The sequence below is a fragment of the Blautia sp. KLE_1732_HM_1032 genome, from assembly GCF_025147905.1.
GTDB lineage: Bacteria > Bacillota > Clostridia > Lachnospirales > Lachnospiraceae > Blautia_A > Blautia_A fusiformis.
In genome coordinates this window covers 2,812,296-2,836,456 of sequence record NZ_CP102266.1, presented here as the reverse complement: position 1 = coordinate 2,836,456, position 24,161 = coordinate 2,812,296, and the positions used below count along the sequence as shown (strand labels likewise).

Below are 24,161 nucleotides of genomic sequence, written 5' to 3'. Positions count from 1 at the left end.
CTCATCTGCATATCTCCGTAAGGTCAAAAGGCCTGGTGATCCGGTAATCCGGTTTATCCACCTGACCGAAACCGTATTCAGCAAAGATAAAAGGAACTCCTGCTTTCCGGCAGGCATTAAAGTCTCCTATAGTATCACCGATATAAACCGGATCGGAAAGATTATTATCCTCGCGGATCTTCATGATATTTTCCGCTTTGGCCATGCCGGTGTCACCGGGACAGAGATGGCCCTTGAAATAGTGTCCGAAGCCTGTGGATTTCAGGAACACTTCAATATATCCGGCCTGGCAGTTACTGACGATAAAAAGAGGAAAACGGCTGGAAAGAATCTTCAGTGTTTCCTCAAGATCCGGATACAGCGGAGCACATTTGCGAAGCAGTGCCTCGTGCTCTGCCTGGCAGCAGCCGTCGATGATACGAAGCTGTTCTGCTTCCGGAAGCTCAGGGAAAAGAGCCTTTGCGATATCCGGCAGCAGCTGGCCGAAAAGCCCCATCAGTCGTTTGGCGCTTACATCGGTATCCATGTGCTCCGTATGGATAAGGTAATCACTCCAGGCCTCAGCTACGATCCCGGTGGAATCCCAGAGCGTACCGTCAACATCAAAAATAATACTGTCCATCAGAAAAACCTCCCCAAAAAACTATGATATGTAAAAAAAGCAACCCTTTGTACTGGACATAGTACAAAACAAGTTACTGTTCACTCCGTTCTCAGCAATACGCTTCGCGATGCACAGAATTTATGTTAATCGCATAAATTCGCGCGGTATGTCTCGGGTTTTCTGTGGCCTTCGCTCACAAAAAACACCTCGCGGAATATTACCAGTGAACAGTTATCAAAACAATTCTATATGAGAAAAGAAAAAAAAGCAACTGCGCTTTTGAAGATTTTATGTTATAGTAAGGGTTACGAGGGAAAAACTATGAATTATAAGAATACGATCAGAGGTATATTCAAAGACAGGCCTAACCGTTTTATCGCTCATGTGCAGATCGGGGATCAGCTGGAAACGGTCCATGTGAAGAATACAGGCAGATGCCGGGAACTTCTTGTTCCGGAAGCAGAAGTGATCCTGGAAAAGAGTGATAATCCTGCCAGGAAAACGAAATACGATCTGATCAGTGTGAACAAGGAGGGCCGCTGGATCAATATGGATTCCCAGGCCCCGAATAAAGCAGCAGAAGAGTGGGTGGCGGCCGGAAATCTTTTTCCGGAGAAAGTGACTGTCAGGAGAGAAAAGACATACGGAAATTCCCGTTTTGACCTGTATGTGGAATCCGGGAAGCGAAAGGCTTTTATCGAGGTAAAAGGCGTCACTCTGGAAGAAAATAATATCGTGCGCTTTCCGGACGCACCTACAGAACGGGGGATCAAGCATCTCTGTGAGCTGATGCATGCAGCAGCTGACGGCTATGAGGCGTATCTTCTTCTGGTGATCCAGATGAAGGGTGTAAGGTATTTTGAACCAAATCGGGAGACACATCCGGAATTTGGAGAGACACTTAAGGCGGCAGCAGATGCCGGTGTTCACATCCTGGCCTATGACTGTGCCGTCACGGAAGATTCCATGAAGATCTGTGATCCGATACCGGTAAGATTATAGAAAGGAAACGATATGCCTGAAAACATTGCAGAACCCCTTCTGAAATGGTACGATAAAAACAAAAGGATCCTGCCCTGGAGAGATAAAGACAATGCCTATTATACCTGGGTATCTGAGATCATGCTCCAGCAGACCCGAGTGGAAGCTGTGAAACCTTATTTTCAGCGCTTTATTCAGGAACTTCCGGATGTAGCAGCCCTTGCGGCGGCACCGGAAGAGAGGATCATCAAGCTGTGGGAAGGCCTTGGCTATTACAGCCGTGTCCGCAACATGCAGAAAGCGGCTGTTCAGGTCATGGAAGAATATGGAGGCAGGATCCCTGAGGATTTTGAGACACTTCTCTCGTTAAAAGGAATAGGAAGATATACGGCAGGTGCCATTGCGTCCATTGCCTACGGAAAGAAAGTCCCTGCAGTAGATGGAAATGTGCTGCGGGTATACGCAAGACTCACCGAAAACCGTGGAGATATCATGAAACAGTCTGTACGGAAATCGGTGGAAAATGATCTTACAGAGCAGATGTCTGAGGACAGACCAGGGGATTTCAACCAGGCTATGATGGAGCTGGGAGCTGTAGTCTGTGTTCCAAACGGAGTAGCAAAGTGCGAAGAATGCCCGCTGGGGCATTTTTGCCTTGCCAGAAAGCATGGAACTGTAGAAGAACTTCCCGTAAAAGCACCGAAGAAAGCCCGCACCATAGAACAGCGAACGGTCCTTGTGATCCAGGACGGAGCAGGTACAGCGATCCGTAAACGTCCGGATACAGGACTTCTGGCAGGCCTTTATGAGCTTCCAAATGTGGAAGGACATCTGACGGAGAAGGCGGCACTTGCCCGGGTAAAAGCCATGGGGCTGGAACCACTGCGGATCGAAGCACTGCCGGATGCGAAGCACATTTTTTCCCATATTGAATGGAGGATGTGTGCTTATCGTATCGCTGTATCCTCTCTGGAAGAAGCACCGCAGGGGGAGTTCCTGTTTGTGGATAAGAGAGAATCCGATAAAAAATATGCAATACCATCTGCGTTTCGCGCATACACCAGATATATGAAGGAGGAAAACACATGAAACTTTTGAGCGTAGCAATACCATGCTATAATTCAGAGGCTTATATGTCAAAATGCATCAATTCCCTGCTGATCGGAGGAGAGGAAGTAGAGATCATCATTGTAGATGATGGCTCCAGTGACCGTACTGCCGAGATCGCAGATGATTATGCCGAGAAATATCCAACTATCGTAAAAGCCATACATCAGGAAAATGGCGGCCATGGACAGGCAGTCAACACAGGGATCAAAAACGCAACAGGACTTTATTTCAAGGTTGTGGACAGTGATGACTGGGTAAATCAGGATGCCTACTATGAGGTCCTGAAAACACTTTATGAACTGATACGTGGGGCTGAGACCGTGGATCTTCTCATCAGTAATTTCGTTTATGAGAAGCAGGGAGCTACCCGCAAAAAGGTCATGCAGTACAGACACTGTTTTCCGACAAACCAGATTTTCGGATGGGATGAGGTACGCCACATGAAAAAAGGCCAGTATCTCCTTATGCATTCCATGATATACCGTACAAAACTTCTCCATGACTGTGGAATGGAGCTTCCGAAGCATACGTTCTACGTAGATAACCTGTTTGCGTTTGAGCCGCTTCCCTATGTAAAAAATCTCTATTATCTGGATGTAAATTTCTATCGATATTTTATTGGAAGAGATGATCAGTCTGTCAATGAGAAAGTGATGATCAAGCGTATCGATCAGCAGATCCGTGTAAACAAACTGATGGTGGACGCCTATCTGAAGGCTAATGTGAGCAACCGCAGACTTCGTGCTTATATGTTCAGCTATCTGGATATCATCACAACCGTTTCTTCGATCATGCTGGTAAGAGCTGCAACGCAGGAATGCCTGGATAAAAAACAGGAGCTGCAGGATTACATCAAAGATCAGAATATGGGACTGTACCGGAAGCTTCGGAGAAGTCTCTTCGGAAGGGTGTCCAATCTTCCCGGAAGAGGTGGAAGAAAGATGTTTGTGGCAGCCTATAAGATCTGTCAGAAGTTTTATGGATTTAATTAAAAAAAAGCCCCCAACGGGGCTTTTTTTATAAATTCTGTTCCGGCTTCTTCTTGCGCATATGAGATAGGGAGCGCTGTTCCTCGTAATCCTCCACTCTCTGTGGATAGAACAGGAGATGTCCGAACAGTGCCAGTGTGGTACCAAGACATACATCGATCACGGAGTGCTGCTTGATAAACATGGTGGACAGGATGATCAGAACAGAAAGGATCAGGGCTCCTCGCTGAAGCCATTTCCTGTCTTTCAGTGCCTGGCAGTGATGAATGGCAAAATAAACAGCCAGGGAATTAAATACATGGATACTTGGCAGGATGTTGGTGGGAGTATCTGTCCGATAGAGCTCGGCCACCAGTCGTGTAAAGATGTTGCTTCTGGGGAATACCGCAGGGCGGAGATACTGAACGTTCGGATAGATGTAGGAAACAACAAGGAAAACCGTCATTCCCATCATCAGGTTGAAGATCAGCTGGAAATATTCCTTTTTATTCTTATTGCGAAACAGGAAATACACAACCGTTATTACCACATATGGAAACCATAAAAGGTACGGAATAATAAAAATCTCGCAGAACGGGATCATATCATCAAAAACAGTATGTACAACATGGTAGGCTCGTACAGGCCGCTGCTCCAGATATCCAAACAGGATAAGATAGGCAACGAAATAGATTGCTATGATAAAACCGTGCCTGTATTTTTTTATTTTACTCAACATTTTGCCGCTCCTTTTCTTGAGGTATGGCTGATGTCAGCCTTAAGCTTCTTTTTTGTTAAGTATCTACCTGCTACTATAACACAGGCATTATGATTTTTAAAGGTTTCTTTTCAATGGTCACAGAAAATTCACGCTGGATTCCGCCGGATTCTCCGTCTTTATGCACAGGAAGGGAATGGGCACTTGTAATATGTACGTTCCTGCACTGTAAAATATGTACACCGCGAATGCGGGTATGTTTTCCCCAGAGAGCGCTCGGCAGGCAGAACAGCATTTTCAGCTTGGAGATTCCTTCAATAACGATCACATCCAGTAAACCATCCTCCGGACTGGCGTTTGGACAGAATTTAAAGCCTCCGCCTTCATATTTCTGGTTCATTACAGCCGCAAACCAAGTCCTGCTGAAGGTTTGTGGCTTGTTCCCGTCAAGTGTTATCGTGACCGGGGACGGAGTAAGGAAGAGAAATTGCTTCAGTGCCACCATAAGGTAGATGAGTTTACCCATATGGAGACGGTTGAGAAATTTTTTGCCAGGTGTGATCAGGACTTCCTGACAGATTGCCGCATCGTAGCCCATTCCTGCACTGATGCCGAAACGGTAGGAATGGCTGCCAAGGTGGAGAACAGGAACATCCATGGAAATGGTCCGTCTGTTTTCAAGGATAGAGCGAAGCGCTTCAAAAGGATCAAAGGGCAGGCCCATACTGCGGCAGAAATCGTTGCCGGACCCGACCGGGATAAATCCGAAAACAACCGAAGACAGATCAATGATCCCGGTAAGTACTTCATAAATAGTGCCGTCACCGCCTACTGTTACCAGAGTTACCGGATCCTCCGGTGTTCCGGCGGCACTGATCCTTCGTGCCAGTACTGTGGCGTGTCCCACATATTCTGTGAGAAAATACTGATATGAGATCCCCTGACTTTCCATGATGCTGCGAAGCCGGTTCCAGACATTACGTCCCTCACCGGATCTTGAATTGGGATTCACAATAAAAGAATACATAATAAAAAACCTCCAAACAACTCTCTGCTTTATCATAACATTGACGTTCGGCTTTTACAAATTAAAATTTCTTAAGGATTTCTATATTTTACATAAACTTAACCTTTTTTCTATGTTGGATTTTACGAATGCACTTTATACTTGCACGTATCAGATGAAAAATGAAGCTGGAGGAAAATTATGATATATCTTGTGGAAGATGATGAAAGTATCCGTGAACTTGTTGTATATACATTAAACAGTCAGGGTCTGGAGGCACAGGGGTTTGAACGGCCATCACTTTTCTGGAAAGCGTTGGAAAAAGAACTGCCTTCACTGGTGCTTCTGGACATTATGCTTCCGGAGGAAGACGGACTGTCTATTTTAAAAAAAATCCGTATCCGTCCGGATGTGCGGAAGCTTCCGGTGATCATGCTTACGGCAAAGGGTAGCGAATTTGATACCGTGGTAGGTCTGGACAGCGGCGCAGATGATTACATTCCGAAGCCGTTCCGTATGATGGAGCTGATCTCCAGGGTACGTGCCCTTCTTCGGAGATCAGAGGACAATGGCGCAGAGGAGTATCGTATGGAAAATCTTTATGTATGTCCGGGAAGACATGAGGTAACTGTTGATCAGGAGCCTGTGAATCTGACACTGAAAGAATACGAGATGCTTTGTCTCCTTCTGAAAAACAGTGGTACGGTTCTTTCCAGAACACAGCTTTTAAATCAGATCTGGGGATATGAATTCGACGGGGAGAGCAGAACCGTAGATGTACATATCCGTACCCTTCGCCAGAAGCTTGGCCCGGCAGGAGATCTGGTGGAAACAGTTCGTGGAGTGGGCTATAAGATCAGCGGAAAATGTGCATGAACAGCTGCTGAGAGTAATATGAAAGTAAAGAGCATTTCGACGGAAAAAGGCTTCGGCCCTTTTCTGGACGAAGTGCTTTTTTCATGCTATAATAGTTGAACCCCGGAGCCATTAGGAAACAGGCTCCAAAGAGTAAGAGGTGAAAGAAAAAAATATGAAATCATTAGTAATTGCGGAGAAGCCATCCGTTGCCAGAGACATTGCCAGAGTCCTCCACTGCAGTCAGAAGGGGAACGGAACCCTGGAAGGAAAAGACTATGTAGTGACCTGGGCCCTGGGACATCTGGTAACACTGGCAGATCCGGAAGAATACGATAAAAAATATACCAAATGGGAGCTTTCCACGCTTCCCATGATGCCGGAGAAAATGAAACTGGTGGTGATACGCCAGACCTCCAAGCAGTACAATGCGGTGAAAACCCAGCTTTACAGGAAGGATATCGGGGAGATCATCATTGCCACAGATGCTGGACGTGAGGGAGAACTGGTAGCAAGATGGATCCTTGCAAAGGCAGACTGCCATAAACCTATTAAGCGTCTGTGGATCTCATCCGTAACGGACAAAGCAATCCGTGACGGCTTTGCCCACCTTAAAAACGGCCATGATTATGATGATCTTTACCGTGCGGCACAGGCCAGGGCGGAGGCGGACTGGCTGGTGGGAATGAACGGGACCAGAGCGCTGACCTGTAAATATAATGCCCAGCTTTCCTGCGGACGTGTGCAGACCCCCACCCTTGCCATGATCGCAAGAAGAGAGCAGGAAATCCGGGAATTTAAGCCGGAGGATTATTACGGGATCACTCTGCAGGCGGGAAATGTACGCTGGACCTGGCGTGACGGAAAAAGCGGAAGCCTCCGCACCTTTAAGAAGGAGCGTGCCCAGGAGATCCAGACAAAGGCAGGAAAAAGCAACCTTACCATAACAAAGGTTTCCAGAAAGCCGAAGAAGACCTATGCGCCGGGGCTTTATGACCTGACCACTCTTCAGAGAGAAGCCAATCAGAAATACGGCTTTTCTGCAAAGGAAACTCTGAATATCATGCAGAGGCTCTACGAGAATCACAAAGTCCTTACCTACCCAAGAACGGATTCCAGATATATAGGAAAAGATGTAGTTCCTACCATTAAAGAGCGTCTTCAGGCATGCGGGACAGGTCCTTATCGAAAACTTGCCGGTGCGCTGGTCAATAAACCGATCCAGACCAGTGCTGGCTTTGTGGATGACAAAAAAGTCAGTGACCATCATGCCATCATTCCTACAGAACAGTTTGTACAGCTGGATCATATGACCAACGAGGAACGGAAGATTTACGATATGGTAGTACGCCGTTTCCTGAGCGTGCTGTATCCGCCGGCTGTATATGAGCTGGTAAGCATGGAAGGAACTGCAGCAGGAGAAACTTTCGCTGCAAGCGGACGTATTGTAAAAAGTGCAGGGTGGAGAGAGGTTTATGAAGGCGGCTGGCAGGATGAGGATGAAGAGGAATCCGGTGATAAGCTGAAAGACCAGAAGCTTCCGGAGCTTACGGAAGGTCAGATACTTACTGTGGAAGGAGCAGCTCTTACAGCAGGCAAAACAAAACCACCGGCCAGATTTACAGAGGCCACACTTCTTGGTGCCATGGAAAATCCGGTTCATTTTATGGAAAGCCACGACAAAAAAGCGGCAAAAACCCTTGGTGAGACCGGTGGACTTGGAACGGTAGCCACAAGAGCGGACATCATCGAGAAGCTTTTCAACAGCTTTATGATGGAAAAAAGAGGCAATGAGATCTACATTACCTCCAAGGCGAAACAGCTTCTGGAGCTGGTTCCGGAAGAATTGAAAAAGCCGGAGCTTACCGCAGACTGGGAGATGAAGCTCAGTGATATTGCAAACGGAAAGCTCCGTCAGGATAAATTCCTCACAGGGATCCGTAAATATGCCTGTGAGATCGTAGATGAGATCAAAGGCGGACAGGGAACATTCCGCCATGACAATATGACAAACAAGAAGTGCCCTAACTGCGGCAAACATCTTCTGGCAGTCAACGGAAAGAATGCCAAAATGCTGGTGTGCGAGGACCGGGAATGCGGATACAGAGAGACAGTATCCAGGACCACCAATGCGCGCTGTCCGAAATGCCATAAGCGTATGGAGATGCTTCTGAAGGGAAAAGAAGAGACCTTTGTATGTCAGTGCGGCTATAAAGAAAAGCTTTCATCCTTCCAGGCAAGACGAGCCAAAGAGGGTGCAGGTGTGAATAAGCGTGATGTGCAGCGTTATCTTAAGAAACAGCAGAAAGAGGCCAATGAGCCGGTGAACAATGCATTTGCACAGGCGTTGTCAGGAATTAAACTGGATTAAATAAATTGCCTGTCCAGATATCCGGGGTTCGGATGAGCGGAGGACCGGATGCAGATACGTCGGTCGGAGAAATGTGTCTGGCAGAACAGGACAGCAGAAAGAGAGGAAAACGATTTGGGATTACAGGATGACAGAATGTCAGGAAATATTCAGGATATCGCAAGACTGATCACAAGACTTCTTCTTAAGGGAGATATGCCGCAGTATACACTTCCTGCAGCAGAGGCAGATTATACAGAGGCAGACCAGCTTTTTAAGAAGGTTATCGGACTTGCTGATGAGGGTGATATCAACGGAGCGGAAAATGAGCTTCTTATGAACATGGAGGAAGATGATCCAGATTATCTGGAGCTTGCCCTTACCTTTTATCTGCATCTCAATGATATGGACGTAGATTACCTGGATGATCACGATTATTCCAGGGAGGAGATCCTGGACGGGTTGAAAAGCCTGGCTGAGGACTGGGGAGTTACAGGACTGGAGGCACTTGTCTGATGCGGCGGGAGGTTACACTGGAGGAAATTTCCGACGGTCGTTTATACGAGGCAAATGACATGGTAAAGGCAGACTGTCAGGACTGTAAGGGCTGTTTTGACTGCTGTACGGGAATGGGAGATTCTGTTGTATTGGATCCGCTGGATGTATGGCGGTTAAGTCAGGGACTTCACTTAAGTGTGGACCAGCTGCTTGCCGGAAAAATAGAGCTTGGCGTCACAGACGGAAATATTCTGCCGCATCTTAGGATGACAGGGGCAGAGGAACGATGCGTATTTCTGAATAGCAACGGAAGATGCTCCATCCACAGCTTTCGTCCGGGCTTCTGCCGTTTGTTCCCGCTGGGAAGATACTATGAGGACGGGAGTTTTAAATACATCCTTCAGATCCACGAGTGCAAAAAGACCAGCCGCAGTAAGATCAAGGTCCGGAAATGGGTAGATACTCCGGATTTTCAAAATTACGAAAAATTTGTCTGTGACTGGCATTATTTTCTTCTGGATGTCCAGGCGGTTCTCTATGAGAGCGAGGACAGTGATCTGATCCGAAACCTGAACATGTATGTGGTGAACCAGTTTTACAGGAAGCCTTATGATGAGAAGCGGGATTTTTATGAGCAGTTTTATGAGAGACTTGCGGCGGGAAAAGAACTCCTGAGCCTTGGAGTGTGAAACAGACCAGGCAGCGAGGTGTCTGAGCTTACCTGCCTGAAAGTCTCTCGCGCGGAGGAAAGAAAGGATTTTTTGACATATGAACTTAAATCAGCTCACATATTTTGTGACTCTTGCCCAGATCGAAAATTATACCAGAGCAGCCAAGAGGCTGGATATAACCCAGCCAAGCCTGAGCCATGCGATCTCCAACCTTGAAAAGGAACTGCAGGTTCCACTTTTTGAGCGTCACGGAAGAAATGTGACCATGACCAAATACGGGGAAATGTTTCTGAAATATGTGCAGGACTCCTTACATATCCTGAATCTTGGTGTGGAGAGGATACAGGAAGCGGCAAGGATTCCGGGAGGAAGTATTTCCATCGGGTATATCCATACCCAGGGACGCAGATTTATCCCGGAGCTTGTCCGGGGGTTCCTTAATGAACAGGAGGGGAAGAAGATTGATTTCCGTTTTCAGAATGCAGCTACCGGAAGTCTGATCCGGGGTCTGAAGGAAGAGAAATTCGACGTGATCTTCTGTTCCCGGGCAGAGGGCGAGAAGGAGATCAGCTTTGTGCCGGTGTCAGAAGAAAAGCTGGTGGCTGTAGTGCCTGAGAACCATGCTCTTGCAGACCGAAATTCAGTGACCATAAAAGAGCTGGGGCAGTATCCGCAGGTGACCTTTACCCCTGCAAGCGGACTGTATTTTGTGATCCGGGAGCTTTTCGAAAAGGAAGGACTTTCACCGGAGACGGCCTTTGAGGTAGAAGAGGATGGTGCACTGGCAGGTATGGTGGCGGAGGAATTTGGTGTAGGCATTGTGCCGGATGTACCGGTGATCCATACACTTCCTGTGAAAATCTTAAATATTGAGAATCTGCACTGCCGTCGTTACATATACATGGGAATGATGAAAAACCGGTACCCAAGTGCGCTTGTGGAGCAGTTCCGGGATTATATATACAAGCATTACCGGATCTATGAAGTGATACAGTAGAATCTTGGTGATAAAATTTCTGTAAAAAATCTCTGCTTCTGTAAAAGGGCGGAGATTTTTTTGACACAGATCCTGGCGTGAATACTATAGCAATTCCATAAATTACTGCAAACAATTCAGTCCATCATAGCGTGAAGTCCGGCGTCGGATATCTTTGCCGTGCCTAAAAATTATAAAAATAATCTATAGATCACATGCGTAAATTCAATGAAAATTTGGGTTGAGATAAAAATGACCAGTTGGTATAATAAGGACAGATACTTGATTTAAAGTGATAAAGTGATGACGGAAATCCGTAATAAAATGAACGAAGTAAAGGAGATATTATGAACCAGTTAGAAGTATTAAGAGAAAGCCTTGGACAGTGCGATGAGATCATCCTGGACGCACTCCTTATGAGAAACAGGATCGTAGAGGACATCATGGTATACAAGGAAGCTAACGATCTTCCGGTACTTCAGCCGGAACAGGAGGCGAAGCAGAAAGGATGGCTGGAAGCCAGAATGGAAGGCAGACGTCATAAGAAAGAGGTCAATGATGTTTTTGCAAGCATCACACAGAACAGTAAAAGGATCCAGTCCAGAAATCTTTTCAATTATAATATCTTCCTGATCGGATTTATGGGAGCTGGTAAATCTACGATCTCCGATTATCTGAAGAATGTTCTTGCCATGGATGTTGTGGAGATGGATCAGTGTATCGTGGAGAGACAGGGAATGAGCATTTCCGATATCTTTGAGACTTACGGTGAAGAGTATTTCCGTGAGCTTGAGACAAATCTTCTGATCGAGATGCAGTCCAGATCTAATGTTGTAGTATCCTGTGGCGGTGGTGTTCCGATGCGGGAGCGCAATGTTACCGAGATGAAAAAAAATGGCCGTGTTGTACTTCTGACTGCAAAGCCGGAAACTATTCTGGAACGTGTAAAGGATAATCATGACCGTCCTTTACTTGAGAACAACAAAAATGTTTCATTTATCGCTGATCTGTTGGAAAAACGTCGCGCGAAATATGAGGCAGCAGCAGATATAGTTGTTGAGACAGACGGAAAGAGTGAGCTTGAGATCTGCGAGGAGCTGATCCACAGACTTCGTGAGGCAGAGGCAAATAAATAACTGCTGATCATAAAACAGAATAGTTTTACATATAAAAGGGACAGCTGTCCGATAAACCGTACAGAAACAGAACGGAGATCGGGCAGCTGTCCTTTATGATATAAAAGATCCGGACCATATATTTGCAGATGAACAGATCGTTTAATTGGTCTTATAAAAAATCTCCCTCGAGGTTTCCTCGATCACAAATTTTTTAAAGGCTTCCACGACCGGCGGATGGTATACATCCTTCAGCATGGCCATGTAGAAATTCCGCTGCCAGCTTGGAGAGACAAGGGGCAGGATCTTAAGGTTCAGAGAGTGAAGGATCGGGATATCCGGTGCAATGCAGATGCCGAAATCATTGGCAACAAATCCTGCGGCAACCTGATCCTCATCGATTTCAAAAGCCACATCCGGGTACTGACCGATGCTCTTAAATAACTGGTCAATGATCTGGCGGAGACCGCTTCTCTTCTTGAAGATGATCTGCTTGTATGGAAGCGTTTCCTCCAGATGAATCTCGGATTTCTCAGCAAGAGGATGTTCCGGCGGAACGATGACGACCAGATCCTGCTTGGCAACCGGAATAAATTCGATCAGTGGTTCGTCGTCAAATTTGGAACAGAAGCCGATATCGTATTTCTTTTCTTTCAGTCCGGTGAGGATATCGCCGGTAAGCACCTTATCGCAGAACAGATTGAAATGGATCTGTTTTCCCTTATTGGCATTAAGAAAGCTGCGGATGATCTTTGGCATAAAGTCAACACCCAGAGTTCTGAGAAAAGCCACATCGATCTGTCCTTCTCCCTTTCCTGCAAGCTGGAGACCGTTTACGGAGGAATCCAGCCGGTTCAGGGTTTGTTCCACATCCTCCAGAAAAGACTTGCCATATTTGGTGAGAGAAACATTCCGTCCGTTTTTTTCAAATAATTTCACTCCAAGCTCTTCCTCCAGAGAAGAGATCGCGTGACTTAGGCTGGGCTGTGTGATGGCCAGAACATCCGCAGCTTTTGTATAATGTTCCAGATGAGCCAGTGTCACGAAATAGCGAAGATGATACAGATTCATTTTTCAATACTCCTTTCGTAAGTTTATCTGAATGTTTTACTTCGAACAGATCCCCGGTAAGTCTGACAGACATAAGAGATTTGCCGGGCCGTATGCAGTGACGGCGGCAATACGGCTGAATATGTTTTATATAGTATAACATGATATATTGATAAAATCTATGGATTCTCCTGGTACAATCAATTTGTTTTGTATTTAACAAAGTTATATAATGCTTATAGAAAAAAGATACAAAATAATTTAAAAAAAACAAATAAAATTATTTAAATTTTCAGGAGGAATTATCATGTCAAAAGAATTTCCAATCACAATCAGTTCCTGGACACTGGGAGATCAGTGCAAATTTGAGGACCGTGTAAAAGCTGCCAAAGAGGCTGGCTATGAGGGAATCGGCCTGAGAGCAGAAACCTACGTAGATGCCCTGAATGAGGGACTTTTCGACGAGGATATCCTGGCGATCCTGGATAAATATGAAATGAAGGTAACAGAGGTTGAGTACATCGTGCAGTGGGCAGAGGAGCATCGTTCCTATGAGCAGAAATACAAAGAACAGCTCTGCTTCCATATGTGTGAATTATTTAACGTAAAACAGATCAACTGCGGACTGATGGAGAACTATTCCGTAGAGTACACAGCACAGAAGCTTCGTGAGCTTTGCCACAGAGCAGGCAAATACATCATCGGTGTTGAGCCAATGCCATACAGCGGAATCCCGGATGTGAAAAAGGGCTGGGCTGTTGTAAAAGCTGCTGACTGCGAGAATGCGAAACTGATCCTTGATACATGGCACTGGGTAAGAGCAAACCAGCCGATCGAGCTTTCCGTACTTGAGGGAATCCCGGCAGACAAGATCGTATCCATCCAGATCAACGATGTATGGGAAAGACCATATGCAACAACAATCTTAAGAGATGAGTCCATGCATGACCGTCTTGCTCCTGGAACAGGAATCGGAACAACAGTACCGTTCGTAAAAATGATCAAAGAAAAAGGCATCAGACCAAATGCCATCGGCGTAGAGGTTATCAGCGATGCAAACCTTGAAAAAGGTATCGAGTATGCTGCAAAACATACATATGAGAACACAAAGAAGGTACTGGAAGAGGTTTGGCCGGAAGTACTGTAATTAATATAAGAAACTAATATTTCAGACGGGCCCCTGTTTCCGACGTCATACCGGTGACAGGGCGTTACCGTGAAAGAAACAAAAAGATTGTTTCAAAGGAAAGGAGAACGCATATGAAATTCAATGCGATGTTTCAGCCGATCGAGATCGGTCCTATGACAGTAAAGAATCGTTTTGTTGTTCCGCCAATGGGAAATAACTTTGCAAACACAGACGGAACAATGAGTGAGCAGTCCGCTGCATATTACAGAGAAAGAGCAAAAGGCGGATTTGGTCTGATCACTATCGAGGCTACTGTAGTTCACAAGGGCGCAAAGGGCGGCCCGCGTAAACCATGTCTTTATGACGACTCTACGATCGAGAGCTTCCGCAAGGTTATCGACGGATGTCATGCAGAAGGAGCAAAGGTGTCCATCCAGCTTCAGAACGCAGGTCCGGAAGGAAATGCAAAGAACGCAGGAGCACCGATCACAGCAGCAACCAGTATCCCGTCAGTGTGCGGCCGTGATATTCCGAAGCAGCTTACAACTGAGGAAGTTTACGAGCTGATCAAAGGCTACGGTGAGGCTGCAAGAAGAGCAATGGAAGCAGGAGCAGATGCTGTTGAGATCCATATGGCACACGGTTATCTGGTAAGTACCTTCCTTTCTCCGAGAACAAACAAGAGAGTGGATGAGTTTGGCGGATGCTTTGAGAACCGTATGCGTTTCTCCCGTCTGATTATCGAGGAAGTTAAAAAAGCAACACAGGGAAAAATTGCAGTTCTTGCAAGAATCAACTGTGCAGATGAGGTTCCGGGCGGACTTGATATCCACGACAGTGCAGCGATCGCAGCATATCTGGAAAGTTGCGGACTGGACGGACTCCATGTATCCCGTGCCGTTCATATCAAGGATGAGTTTATGTGGGCACCGACTGTTATCCACGGTGGATTCTCTGCAGCAGAGGTTGAGGAGATCAAACGTGCGGTAAATATTCCGGTGATCACAGTTGGACGTTATACAGAGCCACAGTTCGCAGAGCTGATGGTAAAAGAAGGAAGAGCAGACCTTGTAGCATTCGGACGTCAGAGCCTTGCAGATCCGGCTATGCCGAAGAAAGCACAGGAAGAGCGTCTTGAGGATATGACTCCTTGTATCGCCTGTCTTCAGGGCTGTGTTGCAAACATGTATGCAGGAAATCCGGTATGCTGTCTGACAAACCCGTTCCTGGGTCATGAGGCAGAGCCGCTTGAGAAAGCGGAAGAGCCGAAGAAGGTTATGGTTATCGGTGGTGGTGTTGCAGGACTTTCCGCTGCATTTATCGCAAAAGAGAGAGGCCATGAGGTAACACTTTATGAGGCAGGAGATGTTCTCGGTGGAAACATGAGACTTGCTGCATATCCGCCGGGAAAAGGTGACATCACAAACATGATCCGCAGCTACATCCATCGCTGTCAGAAGGATGGCGTTAAGATCGTGATGAACTGTGAGGTAACTCCGGAGCTTATCAAAGAAGAGAAGCCGGACAGCGTGATCATTGCCACCGGTTCCAAGACTCTGATCCTTCCGATCGAGGGAATCGACAATCCGGCTATCATCCACGGCTCTGACCTTCTGGATGGCAAGAGAGCAGCAGGCAAAAAGGTTCTCGTTGTCGGCGGTGGAATGGTTGGATGCGAGACAGCTGCATTTTTAGGCGAGCAGGAGCATGATGTAACTGTTATCGAGTTCCGTGATACCGTAGGTGCAGACGTGATCCACGAGCACAGAGTATATCTGATGAAGGATTTCGAGGACTACGGAATCAAGGAAATCACCGGAGCAAAGGTATGCAAATTCTATGAAGACGGTGTAGAATATGAGACCGCTGACGGAGTACGTCACGAGTCAAGAGGATATGATTCTGTGATCCTTTCCATGGGATTCCGCAACTACAATCCTCTGGAAGAGAAGATCAAAGACCTTGTACCTGAGACACATGTGATCGGAGATGCTATCCGTGCAAGACGTGCACTGGATGCAACAAAAGAGGCTTATGAGGTAGCTTCCAGGATCTGATCTGCCAATCTATCCAATAAACCGGACAGTACAAAAATTAAAAAGATGACCTGTCAGACACCGGAGAAAATATATCCGGTGTCTGACAGGGGAAAATGCAGGAGGTAAAAAGAAATGGAACAGAGAATTAAAGGAACAACTGGTTTACTTGCACTGATCGGAAGCCCTGTAGGACATTCCGGATCCCCGGCTATGTACAACTTCAGCTTCCAGTACCATAACCTGGACTATGCCTACATGGCATTCGATATCAAAGAGGATCAGGTTCCGGCAGCTCTTGATGCAATGCGTCTGTTCAAAATGAGAGGCTGCAATGTAACCATGCCTTGCAAGAACAAAGTAGCTCAGTGTGTAGACGAGCTTTCACCGGCAGCAAAGATCATCGGCGCTGTAAACACCATCGTAAATGAGGATGGAAAACTTGTTGGACATATCACAGACGGTATCGGATTTGTCCGCAATCTGAAAGAGCACGGTGTTGATGTAAAGGGCAAAAAGATGGTAGTCCTCGGAGCAGGCGGAGCAGCTACAGCTCTGACTGTACAGTGTGCCCTTGACGGAGCAGCATCCATCGCGATCTTCAACCCTGACGATCCATTCCTTGACAGAGCAAAAAGAACTGCTGAGAAGCTTGCAAAAGAAGTACCGGACTGCAAAGTAAGCGTATATTGCCTTGACGACCAGGACAAACTGAGAGAAGAGATCGCAAACGCAGATATCCTCGCGAACGGAACACTTGCAGGAATGAAACCACATGATGACATCACACTGGTTGACAAATCCATGTTCCATAAGGATCTTGTTGTTGCAGACTGCGTATACAATCCGGCCGAGACAAAGATGGTAAAAGAAGCAAAAGAAGCAGGCGTGAAGCTTGCAGTAGGCGGAAAAGGAATGCTTCTGTGGCAGGGTGCAGCATCTTACAAGCTTTACACAGGTCTTGAGATGCCGACAGATGAGTACCAGAAATTTCAGGCTGAGAACGAAGGGAAATAAGAAAAATGAGCCAGACAGGTAAGAAAAATTTAGTGATTACTTCTATCGCGCTGTATTTTACATATTTCATCCATGGAATCGGAGCTTCCATCATGGGTCAGTACAAGCCGGAGCTTGCGGCTCACTGGGGAGCAAAGGCTTTAAGTGATGGAACTATGGATGTCAGCATGGTAGTATCTGTAATTGCCGCACTTGGACTTGGAAGACTGATCTCTCTTCCGTTTTCCGGTCCCCTGTCCGACAAATTCGGACGCAGATTAAGCGGAATCATCGGCGTGATCTGTTATGCAGCATACTTTATGGGAATCGCATTTGCTCCATCTATGGGAGTTGCCTACGCTTTTGCCATTGTAGGCGGTATCGCAAACTCCTTCCTGGACACCTGCGTAAGCCCGACATGTATGGAGATCTATGTAAATAATCCTTCTGTAGCGAACCTGTTTACAAAATTCTCCATGTGTATCAGCCAGTTTCTGCTTCCTTTCCTCATCGGATTTGTAGCAGCGGCGAATATGTCCTACAGAACCATCTTTATTGTTGCAGGTGCTGCGATCTTTATCGATGGAATCCTGATCCTGTTCCTGCCATTCCCGGAGAGAAATACAGCAGGTACAGTAAAGAAAGAAAAAGCAAAATTAAAGATCACTCCTGCAGCTCTTGCAGCAATCCTCATCGGATTTACAAGCTCTTCTACATTCATGCTGTGGCTGAACTGTAATCAGGAGCTCGGAAAGCTTTATAACTTAAGTGATCCTTCCAAGATCCAGTCCTTCTATGCAGTAGGAACCTTTGCAGCGATACTGTGTTCCTCTGTATTTATCAAAAAAGGACTGAAGGAGATCAATATCCTGATCATTTATCCGCTGATCTCTTTCATCATGCTGGGACTTTGCTACTTTATCCAGAATCCGACAATCTGTCTTATCGGTGGATTTGTGATCGGTTTTGCAGGTGCAGGCGGTGTGCTTCAGCTGGCTGTTTCCACAACTGCGGAGTTCTTCCCGGAAAACAAGGGAACTGCAACATCCATGGTCATGATCGCATCCAGCGTTGCGAACTACACCATTCTGACACTGGCCGGCTACATTACAAAGACTGCCGGAACCAGTGCTCCGAGAATGATCCTGCTTCTCAATATGGCAGTGACATTCATAGGAATCCTTCTTGCACTGTTCGTTAAGATGAACCGTGGAAAAGAGGCTTGACTGAATCAAGGAAATCCCTTGGGGTGAATATCCGTTTGACTACAGTAAAAAAAGTGAATCATTGTATGGATACAGACAAAGATGACTGAATCTGTGCAAAACAAAGTTCCAATTCGGGAACAATTCCCGGATTGGACTTTACCGTTTTTGAAAATGTTTGTTAATTAACAAACTTACAAAATAAAAGATACTATATATGTATTATCAAAAAAAACGACAAAGGAGAATCGTTATGGCACGTGCAGCAAGACAGCGAAGAGAAAACGAACTGCCCTACATTCCGTTTGGGCCATTTCAGATTCGTTTTCCGTTTATTCACTATAAAATTGAGTCCGTAGAGTTTATCCAGGGCCTGATCCTCGGGGTTACGGCACTGGCGGCGGTTCCTTATCTGGAACAATATCTGGGATTGCCTTATGAGCTGGCATGGAGCTGTGTGATCATAGAGACCATGCTGTATATGCTACACAGCTTACTTGGTGATCCGGTTGTACCGGGATGGATCACACCGACCCTTCCGCTGACGATCGTATTCCTGGAAGGCTTCCCTATGGGAAAAGAACGTATCCAGGCAATGATCGCCCTGCAGATGCTGGTTGGTCTCGTGTTCATATTTATGGGCATCACCAAGCTTGCGGATAAATTTGTCCATGCAGTACCAAATTCTGTTAAGGGTGGTATCCTTCTTGCTGCGCCGGTGACGGTTATGGCAGGACAGCTGGGAGAGGGCGGCAACATGCATAAGTATCCGCTGGCGATCGTTGCCGGTGTAGGCCTTCTGATTCTGATCAGCTTTTCAGATAAATATCAGGAGAAGAGAAAGAACAACAAATTCCTGGATCTTGTTGCCAGGTATGGAAACCTTTTCCCGTATCTGATTGCCATGGTGGTAGGTCTTCTTGTAGGCGAGCTGGATGCGCCTGGTTTGGAGCTGGGAACCTTTATCAAGATCCCGCAGTTCAAAGAGATCATCTCACAGGTAAGTATCTTTGGTGTGGGAATTCCGCCGGTCTCCATGTTTGTCAAAGCGCTTCCTCTGGCACTTGTATGCTATGTTATCGCATTTGGTGATTTTGTTACCACAGAGACACTGGTTACAGAGGCACGCCAGTCCAGAGATGATGAGTACATTGATTTCAATTCCAGCCGTTCCAACCTGGTCAGCGGCATCAGGAACCTGATCCTTTCCGTCATTGCCCCGTTCCCGCCGCTTTCCGGTCCGTTATGGGTTGGAATGACAGTATCTGTTTCCATCCGTTACAAGGAGGGAAAGAAAGCTATGAAGTCTCTGATCGGCGGTATGGCATCCTTCCGTATTGCAACGTTTTTAAGTGTGCTGATCATTCCGGTTGTAAGCTTCTTCCGTCCGATCTTCGGAGTCGGTTCCTCCATTACTCTGATGTTTCAGGCCTTTGTCTGTGCAAGGATCGGTATGGATTACTGCAGAACAGACCGTGACAAGATGATCGCAGGTGTTATGGCAGCTGTGCTTGCAACCCAGGGAACTGCATGGGCATCTGCATGGGCCCTGGCTGTAGGCTTCGGTCTGAATATCTTCCTTTCAAACTGGGACCCCAGAAAGAAAGAGGAGAATGCCATCGAGGATAAAAATTGATCAGAGGAATAACAAAGATATAAAAAACAGAAAAAGAAGAAGTGTGCTGGATGGGTCAGCACACTTCTTTTTTTGTCATGAGATTTGTTGTTTTTAATTATTATTTTAATAGATTTGCTATTATGGGATTAAAATTGCAAAAATTTGTTACATCAATTGGGTTTAAAAATTGGTTTATAATTCGCGTTCTGTTACAAAAATCTACCGTAGATCCTTTTTATGGGAGGTTACAGGATCACAGGCTTTTGTGGATAATGTCAAGAACCTGTGCAAGCTCGTTGACATTGATCTGTCCTGGTGCGGAAGCTTTGGTAGCTGCACCGAAGGTAAGGGCGGAACCGAAGGTTTCGCCGGCGAGACGGCTGACAACACCGGTACCTGCCATGGACATGGTAATGATCGGGCGGTCGGCGAACTGCTCGGACATTTCCAGCGTGGCACTTAAGAGTGTAAGCACGTCCTGTTTGTTTCTTGGCATAACAGCCATTTTCGGGATATCTGCGCCATAGTCCTGCATCATGCGAAGACGGCGCACGATCTCATCCTTCTCAGGAGTTGCGTCAAAATCATGGTTGGAAGCGATGACCTTTACGCCATAGCTGTGTGCTTCCTGGATCATGCTTTTTACGATCTCCTCACCTGTGAAGGCTTCTACATCAATGAGATCTACATAGCCGCTTTTTGCGACAGCCATGTTGAGTGCTTTGTAAGCTTCGTTGGAGATCGCTTTTTCTCCGCCTTCCTTTGCAGTACGGAAGGTGAAGAGAATCGGAGTGTCCTTTAAAACGGTCTGGAGATCTTTTGCCACATCCAGAACCTTGTCTGTGTCAAAAACGTCCTCAAACCAGTCAACACGCCATTCCACAACGTCTACGGGGATCCTTGCGAAGGTCCCTGCCTCAAGGAGGATATCATCCTTTGTCTGTCCCACGATCGGGACACAGATCTTCGGTCTTCCCTCTCCGAGTGTGATATTTCTTACCTGAACTGTTTTCATAATGGTCCTTTCTGATACGACAGGAACAGATAGCAGTTTAGTCGTCGTATCTGATGTTAAGAATCTCTTTCATATGTTCGATCGGCATCGGTTCGCCGGTCCACAGTTCAAATGCAGCGGAGCCCTGGAAAAGCATCATGCCAAGGCCGTTCATTGTCTTGCAGCCAACTTCCTTTGCCATAGAACGCATAGCAGTTTCAAGAGGGGAGTAAGGCACGTCAACAACGATAAGCTCCGGGCGGAAGTAAGACTTGTCCGGAACAACGGACTGACCTTCCAGTGGTTTCATTCCAACACCTGTCGCATTTACGAAAATATAACTGTCAGCCATTTCTTTTTTCAGTTGGTCAAGATCTGCCAGATCATAGAGAACAGCATGGCTTGAAGTTCTGGTATTGATCTTTTCTACCGTAGATACTGCACGGTCCCAGAATTCATCTTTGCGGTTGAAGATCACAATCTCGCCTACACCGTCAAGTGCTGCCTGGATCTCGATAGCAGTTGCGGCACCACCTGCACCTACGATGGTCATTTTCTTTCCGATGGCGTTGATGTTATTGTCTTTCAGTGCTGCCATAAATCCGATACCGTCTGTGATATGGCCTGTAAGATGACCATGATCATTAACAATGGTGTTTACAGCGCCGCACATTTCTGCTGCCGGTGAAAGCTCGTCAAGGTACTGGCCTACCAGAGTTTTGTTCGGCATGGAAACGTTGGAACCTCTCATTTTCAGAGTACGGATGGCCTTTACAGCATCCTCGATCTCGTCTGCACCAACCTCAAATGCAAGATATGCATAATCATAGCCAAGCTTTGCAAAAGCTTCATTCTGCATGGCAGGAGAGCTGGAGTGGCGGATCGGATATGCCATAAGACCAATCAGTTCGGTATGTCCTGTGATTCTTTCTGACATGGTAATAACTCCTCTCATTGGTAAAATCTGGATGAAGATTTGTCTTTTTTAAACCTCCCACCACATAGATCTGAAGAAGTTGCGGACATTCTCCGGACGGCTGCGGGGGAGGAAGACGTGGAAAAACTATGTTACGGATCACCGAGTGAACTGTAACATAGTTATATACACTTTCCGGTAGAAGGATTGAAATGTTCCCGGAAAGGGTATAGCGGAAAAATATTAAAGGTATCCCTTCTGCTCAAGAATGGTAAGGATATTGCGTCCTTCCTGGGTACCGTCAATGATTCGTCTTGCTCTCTGGCTGTCGCCGATGTTCATGATCTCAACATCCTCAGAAGAAAATTCCTCTGTGAGGTTCTGGTAAAGCTGTCCCTGAGCTCTCATTCCGAGACATACGAAGCCGTATTCAAATGGAAGCTCATAAGGCTCGCCGTCGCCTTTGACAAGGAAGGAAGAATCCTTAACCTCAAGGAGAGCAGTTTTTGTAAGCTGATGTACATTGTGTTTTTTCATCATGGTCTTTGTGTCATTCTTGCTTACCGGGTCAAGATCACGTCCGATCTGATCCATCATCTCAACGATAGAGATGTCTGCATTTCTGTCAGCAAAGAATTCCACAACATCAAGACCTACAGCACCGCCGCCTACAACAACAACCTTTTTGCCTTCCAGATCCTTCGGAAAATCATTAATGTGGCTGATCATACCAAGAATAGAATAAATATTATGGTTCTCGTTGTCAATACGATCCTTCAGTCCTGCGATCGGAGGCAGAAGCGGAGCGGAGCCGGTGGAGCTTACGATGATATTCGGATGGAACTTACGGATGTTTTCCGGTGTTCCTTCTGTGTTTTTGAAGATGTAAAGATTATCAAGCTGTTCAGCACGATGCATGAGATAGTGCGGGAAATCAGCAAGACGGTTCTTTGCAGGGATCTTTGAGATCAGAGATGCAAGTCCGCCAAGCTCATTGCCTTTTTCCAGAAGGAAGGTATTGCATCCAACCTCTGCGGCTGTACAGGCAGCTTCCAGTCCGGCAGTGCCACCGCCGATAACGACCACGTTGCAGTTTTTATTTACATGTTTTTTCTTATATACATCGCCCTCAAGAACAGATGGGTTTACAGTACAGCGGATCGGACGGTTTACACCGATACGGTTTCCGGCACAGCCAACGTTACAGGAGATACATTTGCGGAGGTCACACTCATGACCTGTGGCAACCTTGTTTACCCATGCAGGGTCTGCGATCAGACCACGGCCCATACCGATCAGGTCTGCATCACCGTCAGCCAGGATACGCTCAGCAACCTTCGGGTCACGGACATTACCCATGGAGATACATGGCTTGTTGAATTTTTCTCTTACGGCCTTTGCCATGTAGGAACGCCATCCGTCCGGGAGATAATTTGCATCGATTTGGTACTGGATGGAACCGTTAAGTCCGCAGGAAACATCGAAGATATCAACCTCTTCCTGAAGATGATCCAGGTATTCCAGAGTATCCTCCAGTGTATTTCCACCTTCCATCAGCTCATCCGCACTGAGACGGAGCATGATCGGGAAGAAAGGTCCTACCTGTTTCCTTACCTCATCGATGACCATACGACAGAAACGGGTACGGTTCTCAACAGATCCGCCGAATTCATCGGTACGCTTGTTTGTGATCGGGGAGAGGAACTGACTGATCAGATAGGAGTGTCCTGCATGGATCTCTACTGCGTCAAAGCCAGCTGTCTGTGCACGTTTTGCAGCCTCACCGTATTTTTTTACGATGTGAAGAATCTCGTCTTTGGAAAGAGGACGCGGGATCTCGCCGCCTTCTTTGGATGGAACGTCGGATGCGGAAACCGGCTGCATGTTGATCCTGGAAGAAACAGCGGAAGCTCCGGCATGGTTGATCTGGATCGCGATCTTTGTTCCGTATCTATGAATATTTTCACAGAATTTGAAAAGACGTGGCAGATAGTTGTCATGGTCGATGCGCAGCTGTGTGGTTCCGTTGGAGCCCTGCGGGGAATCGATACTTGCGTTCTCTACGATGATGAGACCTGTGCCACCCTTTGCACGCTGCTCATAATAATTGATATGAAGAAAACTCATTTCGCCGTTCTGTTCACCGTAGTTGGTGCCCATCGGCATCATAACAATACGGTTCTTGATAGTCATATTTTTAACGGTTAATGGGGAAAAAATATGCGGATAATCATTCTTCATCTGAAAAAAACCTCCCTGGTTATTTTAAATAGAATCGTTTGTTTGTGTTAATTATATAACAGAATAATCTATAAAACTAATTCATAATACGAGCAATATAATAAAAATAATCTATAGATTTTTG

At 46.3% G+C, this 24,161-nt stretch carries 21 protein-coding genes; 14 read left to right on the top strand and 7 right to left on the bottom strand.

Annotated features, from left to right (window positions below; all coding sequences use genetic code 11):
• Position 1: 1 nt before the first annotated feature.
• Entirely contained in the window at positions 2 to 622 is a 621-nt protein-coding gene (locus NQ489_RS13520) for an HAD family hydrolase (protein WP_021652286.1), read from the bottom strand.
• A 303-nt stretch (positions 623 to 925) separates the two neighbouring features.
• Here NQ489_RS13520 and sfsA point away from each other — a divergent pair, with 303 nt between their 5' ends.
• The 3 genes from sfsA to NQ489_RS13505 are packed head-to-tail and all read left to right on the top strand — an operon-like array spanning position 926 to position 3,687.
• Positions 926 to 1,606, top strand: a complete 681-nt coding sequence (sfsA, locus tag NQ489_RS13515) for a DNA/RNA nuclease SfsA (protein WP_044961964.1) — start codon at positions 926 to 928, stop codon at positions 1,604 to 1,606.
• A gap of 12 nt (positions 1,607 to 1,618) precedes the next feature.
• A complete protein-coding gene (mutY, locus tag NQ489_RS13510; protein ID WP_021652288.1) occupies positions 1,619 to 2,674 on the top strand; it encodes an A/G-specific adenine glycosylase in 1,056 nt (351 codons plus the stop codon).
• Complete coding sequence (locus NQ489_RS13505; RefSeq protein ID WP_021652289.1) at positions 2,671 to 3,687, top strand: glycosyltransferase family 2 protein; 1,017 nt, start codon at positions 2,671 to 2,673, stop codon at positions 3,685 to 3,687. The genes mutY and NQ489_RS13505 overlap by 4 nt, the downstream gene beginning before the upstream one ends.
• A 25-nt stretch (positions 3,688 to 3,712) precedes the next feature.
• Here the strand turns inward: NQ489_RS13505 and NQ489_RS13500 are convergent, their stop codons facing one another.
• Together NQ489_RS13500 and NQ489_RS13495 are read right to left on the bottom strand one after the other, a co-directional pair.
• On the bottom strand, positions 3,713 to 4,402 hold the full coding sequence (locus tag NQ489_RS13500; protein WP_021652290.1) for a phosphatase PAP2 family protein: 690 nt from the start codon (positions 4,400 to 4,402) through the stop codon (positions 3,713 to 3,715).
• Positions 4,403 to 4,475: 73 nt separating this feature from the next.
• Positions 4,476 to 5,408, bottom strand: a complete 933-nt coding sequence (locus NQ489_RS13495) for a diacylglycerol/lipid kinase family protein (RefSeq protein ID WP_044961966.1) — start codon at positions 5,406 to 5,408, stop codon at positions 4,476 to 4,478.
• 180 nt (positions 5,409 to 5,588) lie between these two features.
• Between NQ489_RS13495 and NQ489_RS13490 the strand changes: the two genes are divergently transcribed.
• The 6 genes from NQ489_RS13490 (at position 5,589) to NQ489_RS13465 (ending at position 11,873) form a co-directional block, all read left to right on the top strand.
• Positions 5,589 to 6,263 carry a response regulator transcription factor gene (locus tag NQ489_RS13490; protein WP_021652293.1) on the top strand — a complete coding sequence of 225 codons (675 nt, stop codon included), beginning with the start codon at positions 5,589 to 5,591 and terminating at the stop codon, positions 6,261 to 6,263.
• A gap of 154 nt (positions 6,264 to 6,417) precedes the next feature.
• On the top strand, positions 6,418 to 8,613 hold the full coding sequence (locus tag NQ489_RS13485; protein ID WP_021652294.1) for a DNA topoisomerase III: 2,196 nt from the start codon (positions 6,418 to 6,420) through the stop codon (positions 8,611 to 8,613).
• A 114-nt stretch (positions 8,614 to 8,727) separates the two neighbouring features.
• Positions 8,728 to 9,108: a DUF6483 family protein gene (locus NQ489_RS13480; RefSeq protein ID WP_022426444.1), complete on the top strand. Its 381-nt coding sequence runs from the start codon at positions 8,728 to 8,730 to the stop codon at positions 9,106 to 9,108.
• Entirely contained in the window at positions 9,108 to 9,779 is a 672-nt protein-coding gene (locus NQ489_RS13475; protein ID WP_021652295.1) for a YkgJ family cysteine cluster protein, read from the top strand. Before NQ489_RS13480 ends, NQ489_RS13475 begins: the two co-directional genes overlap by 1 nt.
• A 79-nt stretch (positions 9,780 to 9,858) precedes the next feature.
• Positions 9,859 to 10,758: a LysR family transcriptional regulator gene (locus NQ489_RS13470; protein ID WP_015527022.1), complete on the top strand. Its 900-nt coding sequence runs from the start codon at positions 9,859 to 9,861 to the stop codon at positions 10,756 to 10,758.
• Positions 10,759 to 11,084: 326 nt separating this feature from the next.
• A complete protein-coding gene (locus NQ489_RS13465; RefSeq protein WP_021652296.1) occupies positions 11,085 to 11,873 on the top strand; it encodes a shikimate kinase in 789 nt (262 codons plus the stop codon).
• A 141-nt stretch (positions 11,874 to 12,014) separates the two neighbouring features.
• Here the strand turns inward: NQ489_RS13465 and NQ489_RS13460 are convergent, their stop codons facing one another.
• Positions 12,015 to 12,923 carry a LysR family transcriptional regulator gene (locus tag NQ489_RS13460; RefSeq protein ID WP_021652297.1) on the bottom strand — a complete coding sequence of 303 codons (909 nt, stop codon included), beginning with the start codon at positions 12,921 to 12,923 and terminating at the stop codon, positions 12,015 to 12,017.
• A gap of 286 nt (positions 12,924 to 13,209) precedes the next feature.
• On the opposite strand from NQ489_RS13460, the gene NQ489_RS13455 reads away from it, so the two are divergent.
• From NQ489_RS13455 to NQ489_RS13435, 5 genes are all read left to right on the top strand, one after another.
• Positions 13,210 to 14,049, top strand: a complete 840-nt coding sequence (locus NQ489_RS13455) for a sugar phosphate isomerase/epimerase family protein (RefSeq protein WP_021652298.1) — start codon at positions 13,210 to 13,212, stop codon at positions 14,047 to 14,049.
• 113 nt (positions 14,050 to 14,162) lie between these two features.
• Positions 14,163 to 16,088 carry an FAD-dependent oxidoreductase gene (locus NQ489_RS13450; protein ID WP_021652299.1) on the top strand — a complete coding sequence of 642 codons (1,926 nt, stop codon included), beginning with the start codon at positions 14,163 to 14,165 and terminating at the stop codon, positions 16,086 to 16,088.
• Positions 16,089 to 16,202: 114 nt separating this feature from the next.
• Positions 16,203 to 17,084, top strand: coding sequence for a shikimate dehydrogenase (gene aroE / locus NQ489_RS13445; RefSeq protein ID WP_021652300.1), 882 nt, complete (start codon positions 16,203 to 16,205; stop codon positions 17,082 to 17,084).
• A 5-nt stretch (positions 17,085 to 17,089) separates the two neighbouring features.
• Positions 17,090 to 18,289, top strand: a complete 1,200-nt coding sequence (locus NQ489_RS13440; protein ID WP_021652301.1) for an MFS transporter — start codon at positions 17,090 to 17,092, stop codon at positions 18,287 to 18,289.
• Between the two features lie 232 nt (positions 18,290 to 18,521).
• Positions 18,522 to 19,904 carry a hypothetical protein gene (locus NQ489_RS13435; protein WP_015527029.1) on the top strand — a complete coding sequence of 461 codons (1,383 nt, stop codon included), beginning with the start codon at positions 18,522 to 18,524 and terminating at the stop codon, positions 19,902 to 19,904.
• A gap of 235 nt (positions 19,905 to 20,139) precedes the next feature.
• Here NQ489_RS13435 and aroD read toward each other — a convergent pair whose 3' ends face one another.
• The 3 genes from aroD to NQ489_RS13420 form a co-directional block, all read right to left on the bottom strand.
• Positions 20,140 to 20,901, bottom strand: coding sequence for a type I 3-dehydroquinate dehydratase (aroD, locus tag NQ489_RS13430; RefSeq protein ID WP_015527030.1), 762 nt, complete (start codon positions 20,899 to 20,901; stop codon positions 20,140 to 20,142).
• 37 nt (positions 20,902 to 20,938) lie between these two features.
• On the bottom strand, positions 20,939 to 21,817 hold the full coding sequence (locus NQ489_RS13425; RefSeq protein WP_044961967.1) for a shikimate dehydrogenase: 879 nt from the start codon (positions 21,815 to 21,817) through the stop codon (positions 20,939 to 20,941).
• Between the two features lie 222 nt (positions 21,818 to 22,039).
• Positions 22,040 to 24,037, bottom strand: coding sequence for an oxidoreductase (locus tag NQ489_RS13420; protein ID WP_021652304.1), 1,998 nt, complete (start codon positions 24,035 to 24,037; stop codon positions 22,040 to 22,042).
• Positions 24,038 to 24,161 lie beyond the last annotated feature (124 nt).

Bases quoted from the DNA above. Each gene is read 5' to 3' on its own strand.
- NQ489_RS13520 (WP_021652286.1), bottom strand. From the start codon at position 622: ATGGACAGTATTATTTTTGATGTTGACGGTACGCTCTGGGATTCCACC.
- sfsA (WP_044961964.1), top strand. From the start codon at position 926: ATGAATTATAAGAATACGATCAGAGGTATATTCAAAGACAGGCCTAAC.
- mutY (WP_021652288.1), top strand. From the start codon at position 1,619: ATGCCTGAAAACATTGCAGAACCCCTTCTGAAATGGTACGATAAAAAC.
- NQ489_RS13505 (WP_021652289.1), top strand. From the start codon at position 2,671: ATGAAACTTTTGAGCGTAGCAATACCATGCTATAATTCAGAGGCTTAT.
- NQ489_RS13500 (WP_021652290.1), bottom strand. From the start codon at position 4,402: ATGTTGAGTAAAATAAAAAAATACAGGCACGGTTTTATCATAGCAATC.
- NQ489_RS13495 (WP_044961966.1), bottom strand. From the start codon at position 5,408: ATGTATTCTTTTATTGTGAATCCCAATTCAAGATCCGGTGAGGGACGT.
- NQ489_RS13490 (WP_021652293.1), top strand. From the start codon at position 5,589: ATGATATATCTTGTGGAAGATGATGAAAGTATCCGTGAACTTGTTGTA.
- NQ489_RS13485 (WP_021652294.1), top strand. From the start codon at position 6,418: ATGAAATCATTAGTAATTGCGGAGAAGCCATCCGTTGCCAGAGACATT.
- NQ489_RS13475 (WP_021652295.1), top strand. From the start codon at position 9,108: ATGCGGCGGGAGGTTACACTGGAGGAAATTTCCGACGGTCGTTTATAC.
- NQ489_RS13470 (WP_015527022.1), top strand. From the start codon at position 9,859: ATGAACTTAAATCAGCTCACATATTTTGTGACTCTTGCCCAGATCGAA.
- NQ489_RS13465 (WP_021652296.1), top strand. From the start codon at position 11,085: ATGAACCAGTTAGAAGTATTAAGAGAAAGCCTTGGACAGTGCGATGAG.
- NQ489_RS13460 (WP_021652297.1), bottom strand. From the start codon at position 12,923: ATGAATCTGTATCATCTTCGCTATTTCGTGACACTGGCTCATCTGGAA.
- NQ489_RS13455 (WP_021652298.1), top strand. From the start codon at position 13,210: ATGTCAAAAGAATTTCCAATCACAATCAGTTCCTGGACACTGGGAGAT.
- NQ489_RS13450 (WP_021652299.1), top strand. From the start codon at position 14,163: ATGAAATTCAATGCGATGTTTCAGCCGATCGAGATCGGTCCTATGACA.
- aroE (WP_021652300.1), top strand. From the start codon at position 16,203: ATGGAACAGAGAATTAAAGGAACAACTGGTTTACTTGCACTGATCGGA.
- NQ489_RS13440 (WP_021652301.1), top strand. From the start codon at position 17,090: ATGAGCCAGACAGGTAAGAAAAATTTAGTGATTACTTCTATCGCGCTG.
- NQ489_RS13435 (WP_015527029.1), top strand. From the start codon at position 18,522: ATGGCACGTGCAGCAAGACAGCGAAGAGAAAACGAACTGCCCTACATT.
- aroD (WP_015527030.1), bottom strand. From the start codon at position 20,901: ATGAAAACAGTTCAGGTAAGAAATATCACACTCGGAGAGGGAAGACCG.
- NQ489_RS13425 (WP_044961967.1), bottom strand. From the start codon at position 21,817: ATGTCAGAAAGAATCACAGGACATACCGAACTGATTGGTCTTATGGCA.
- NQ489_RS13420 (WP_021652304.1), bottom strand. From the start codon at position 24,037: ATGAAGAATGATTATCCGCATATTTTTTCCCCATTAACCGTTAAAAAT.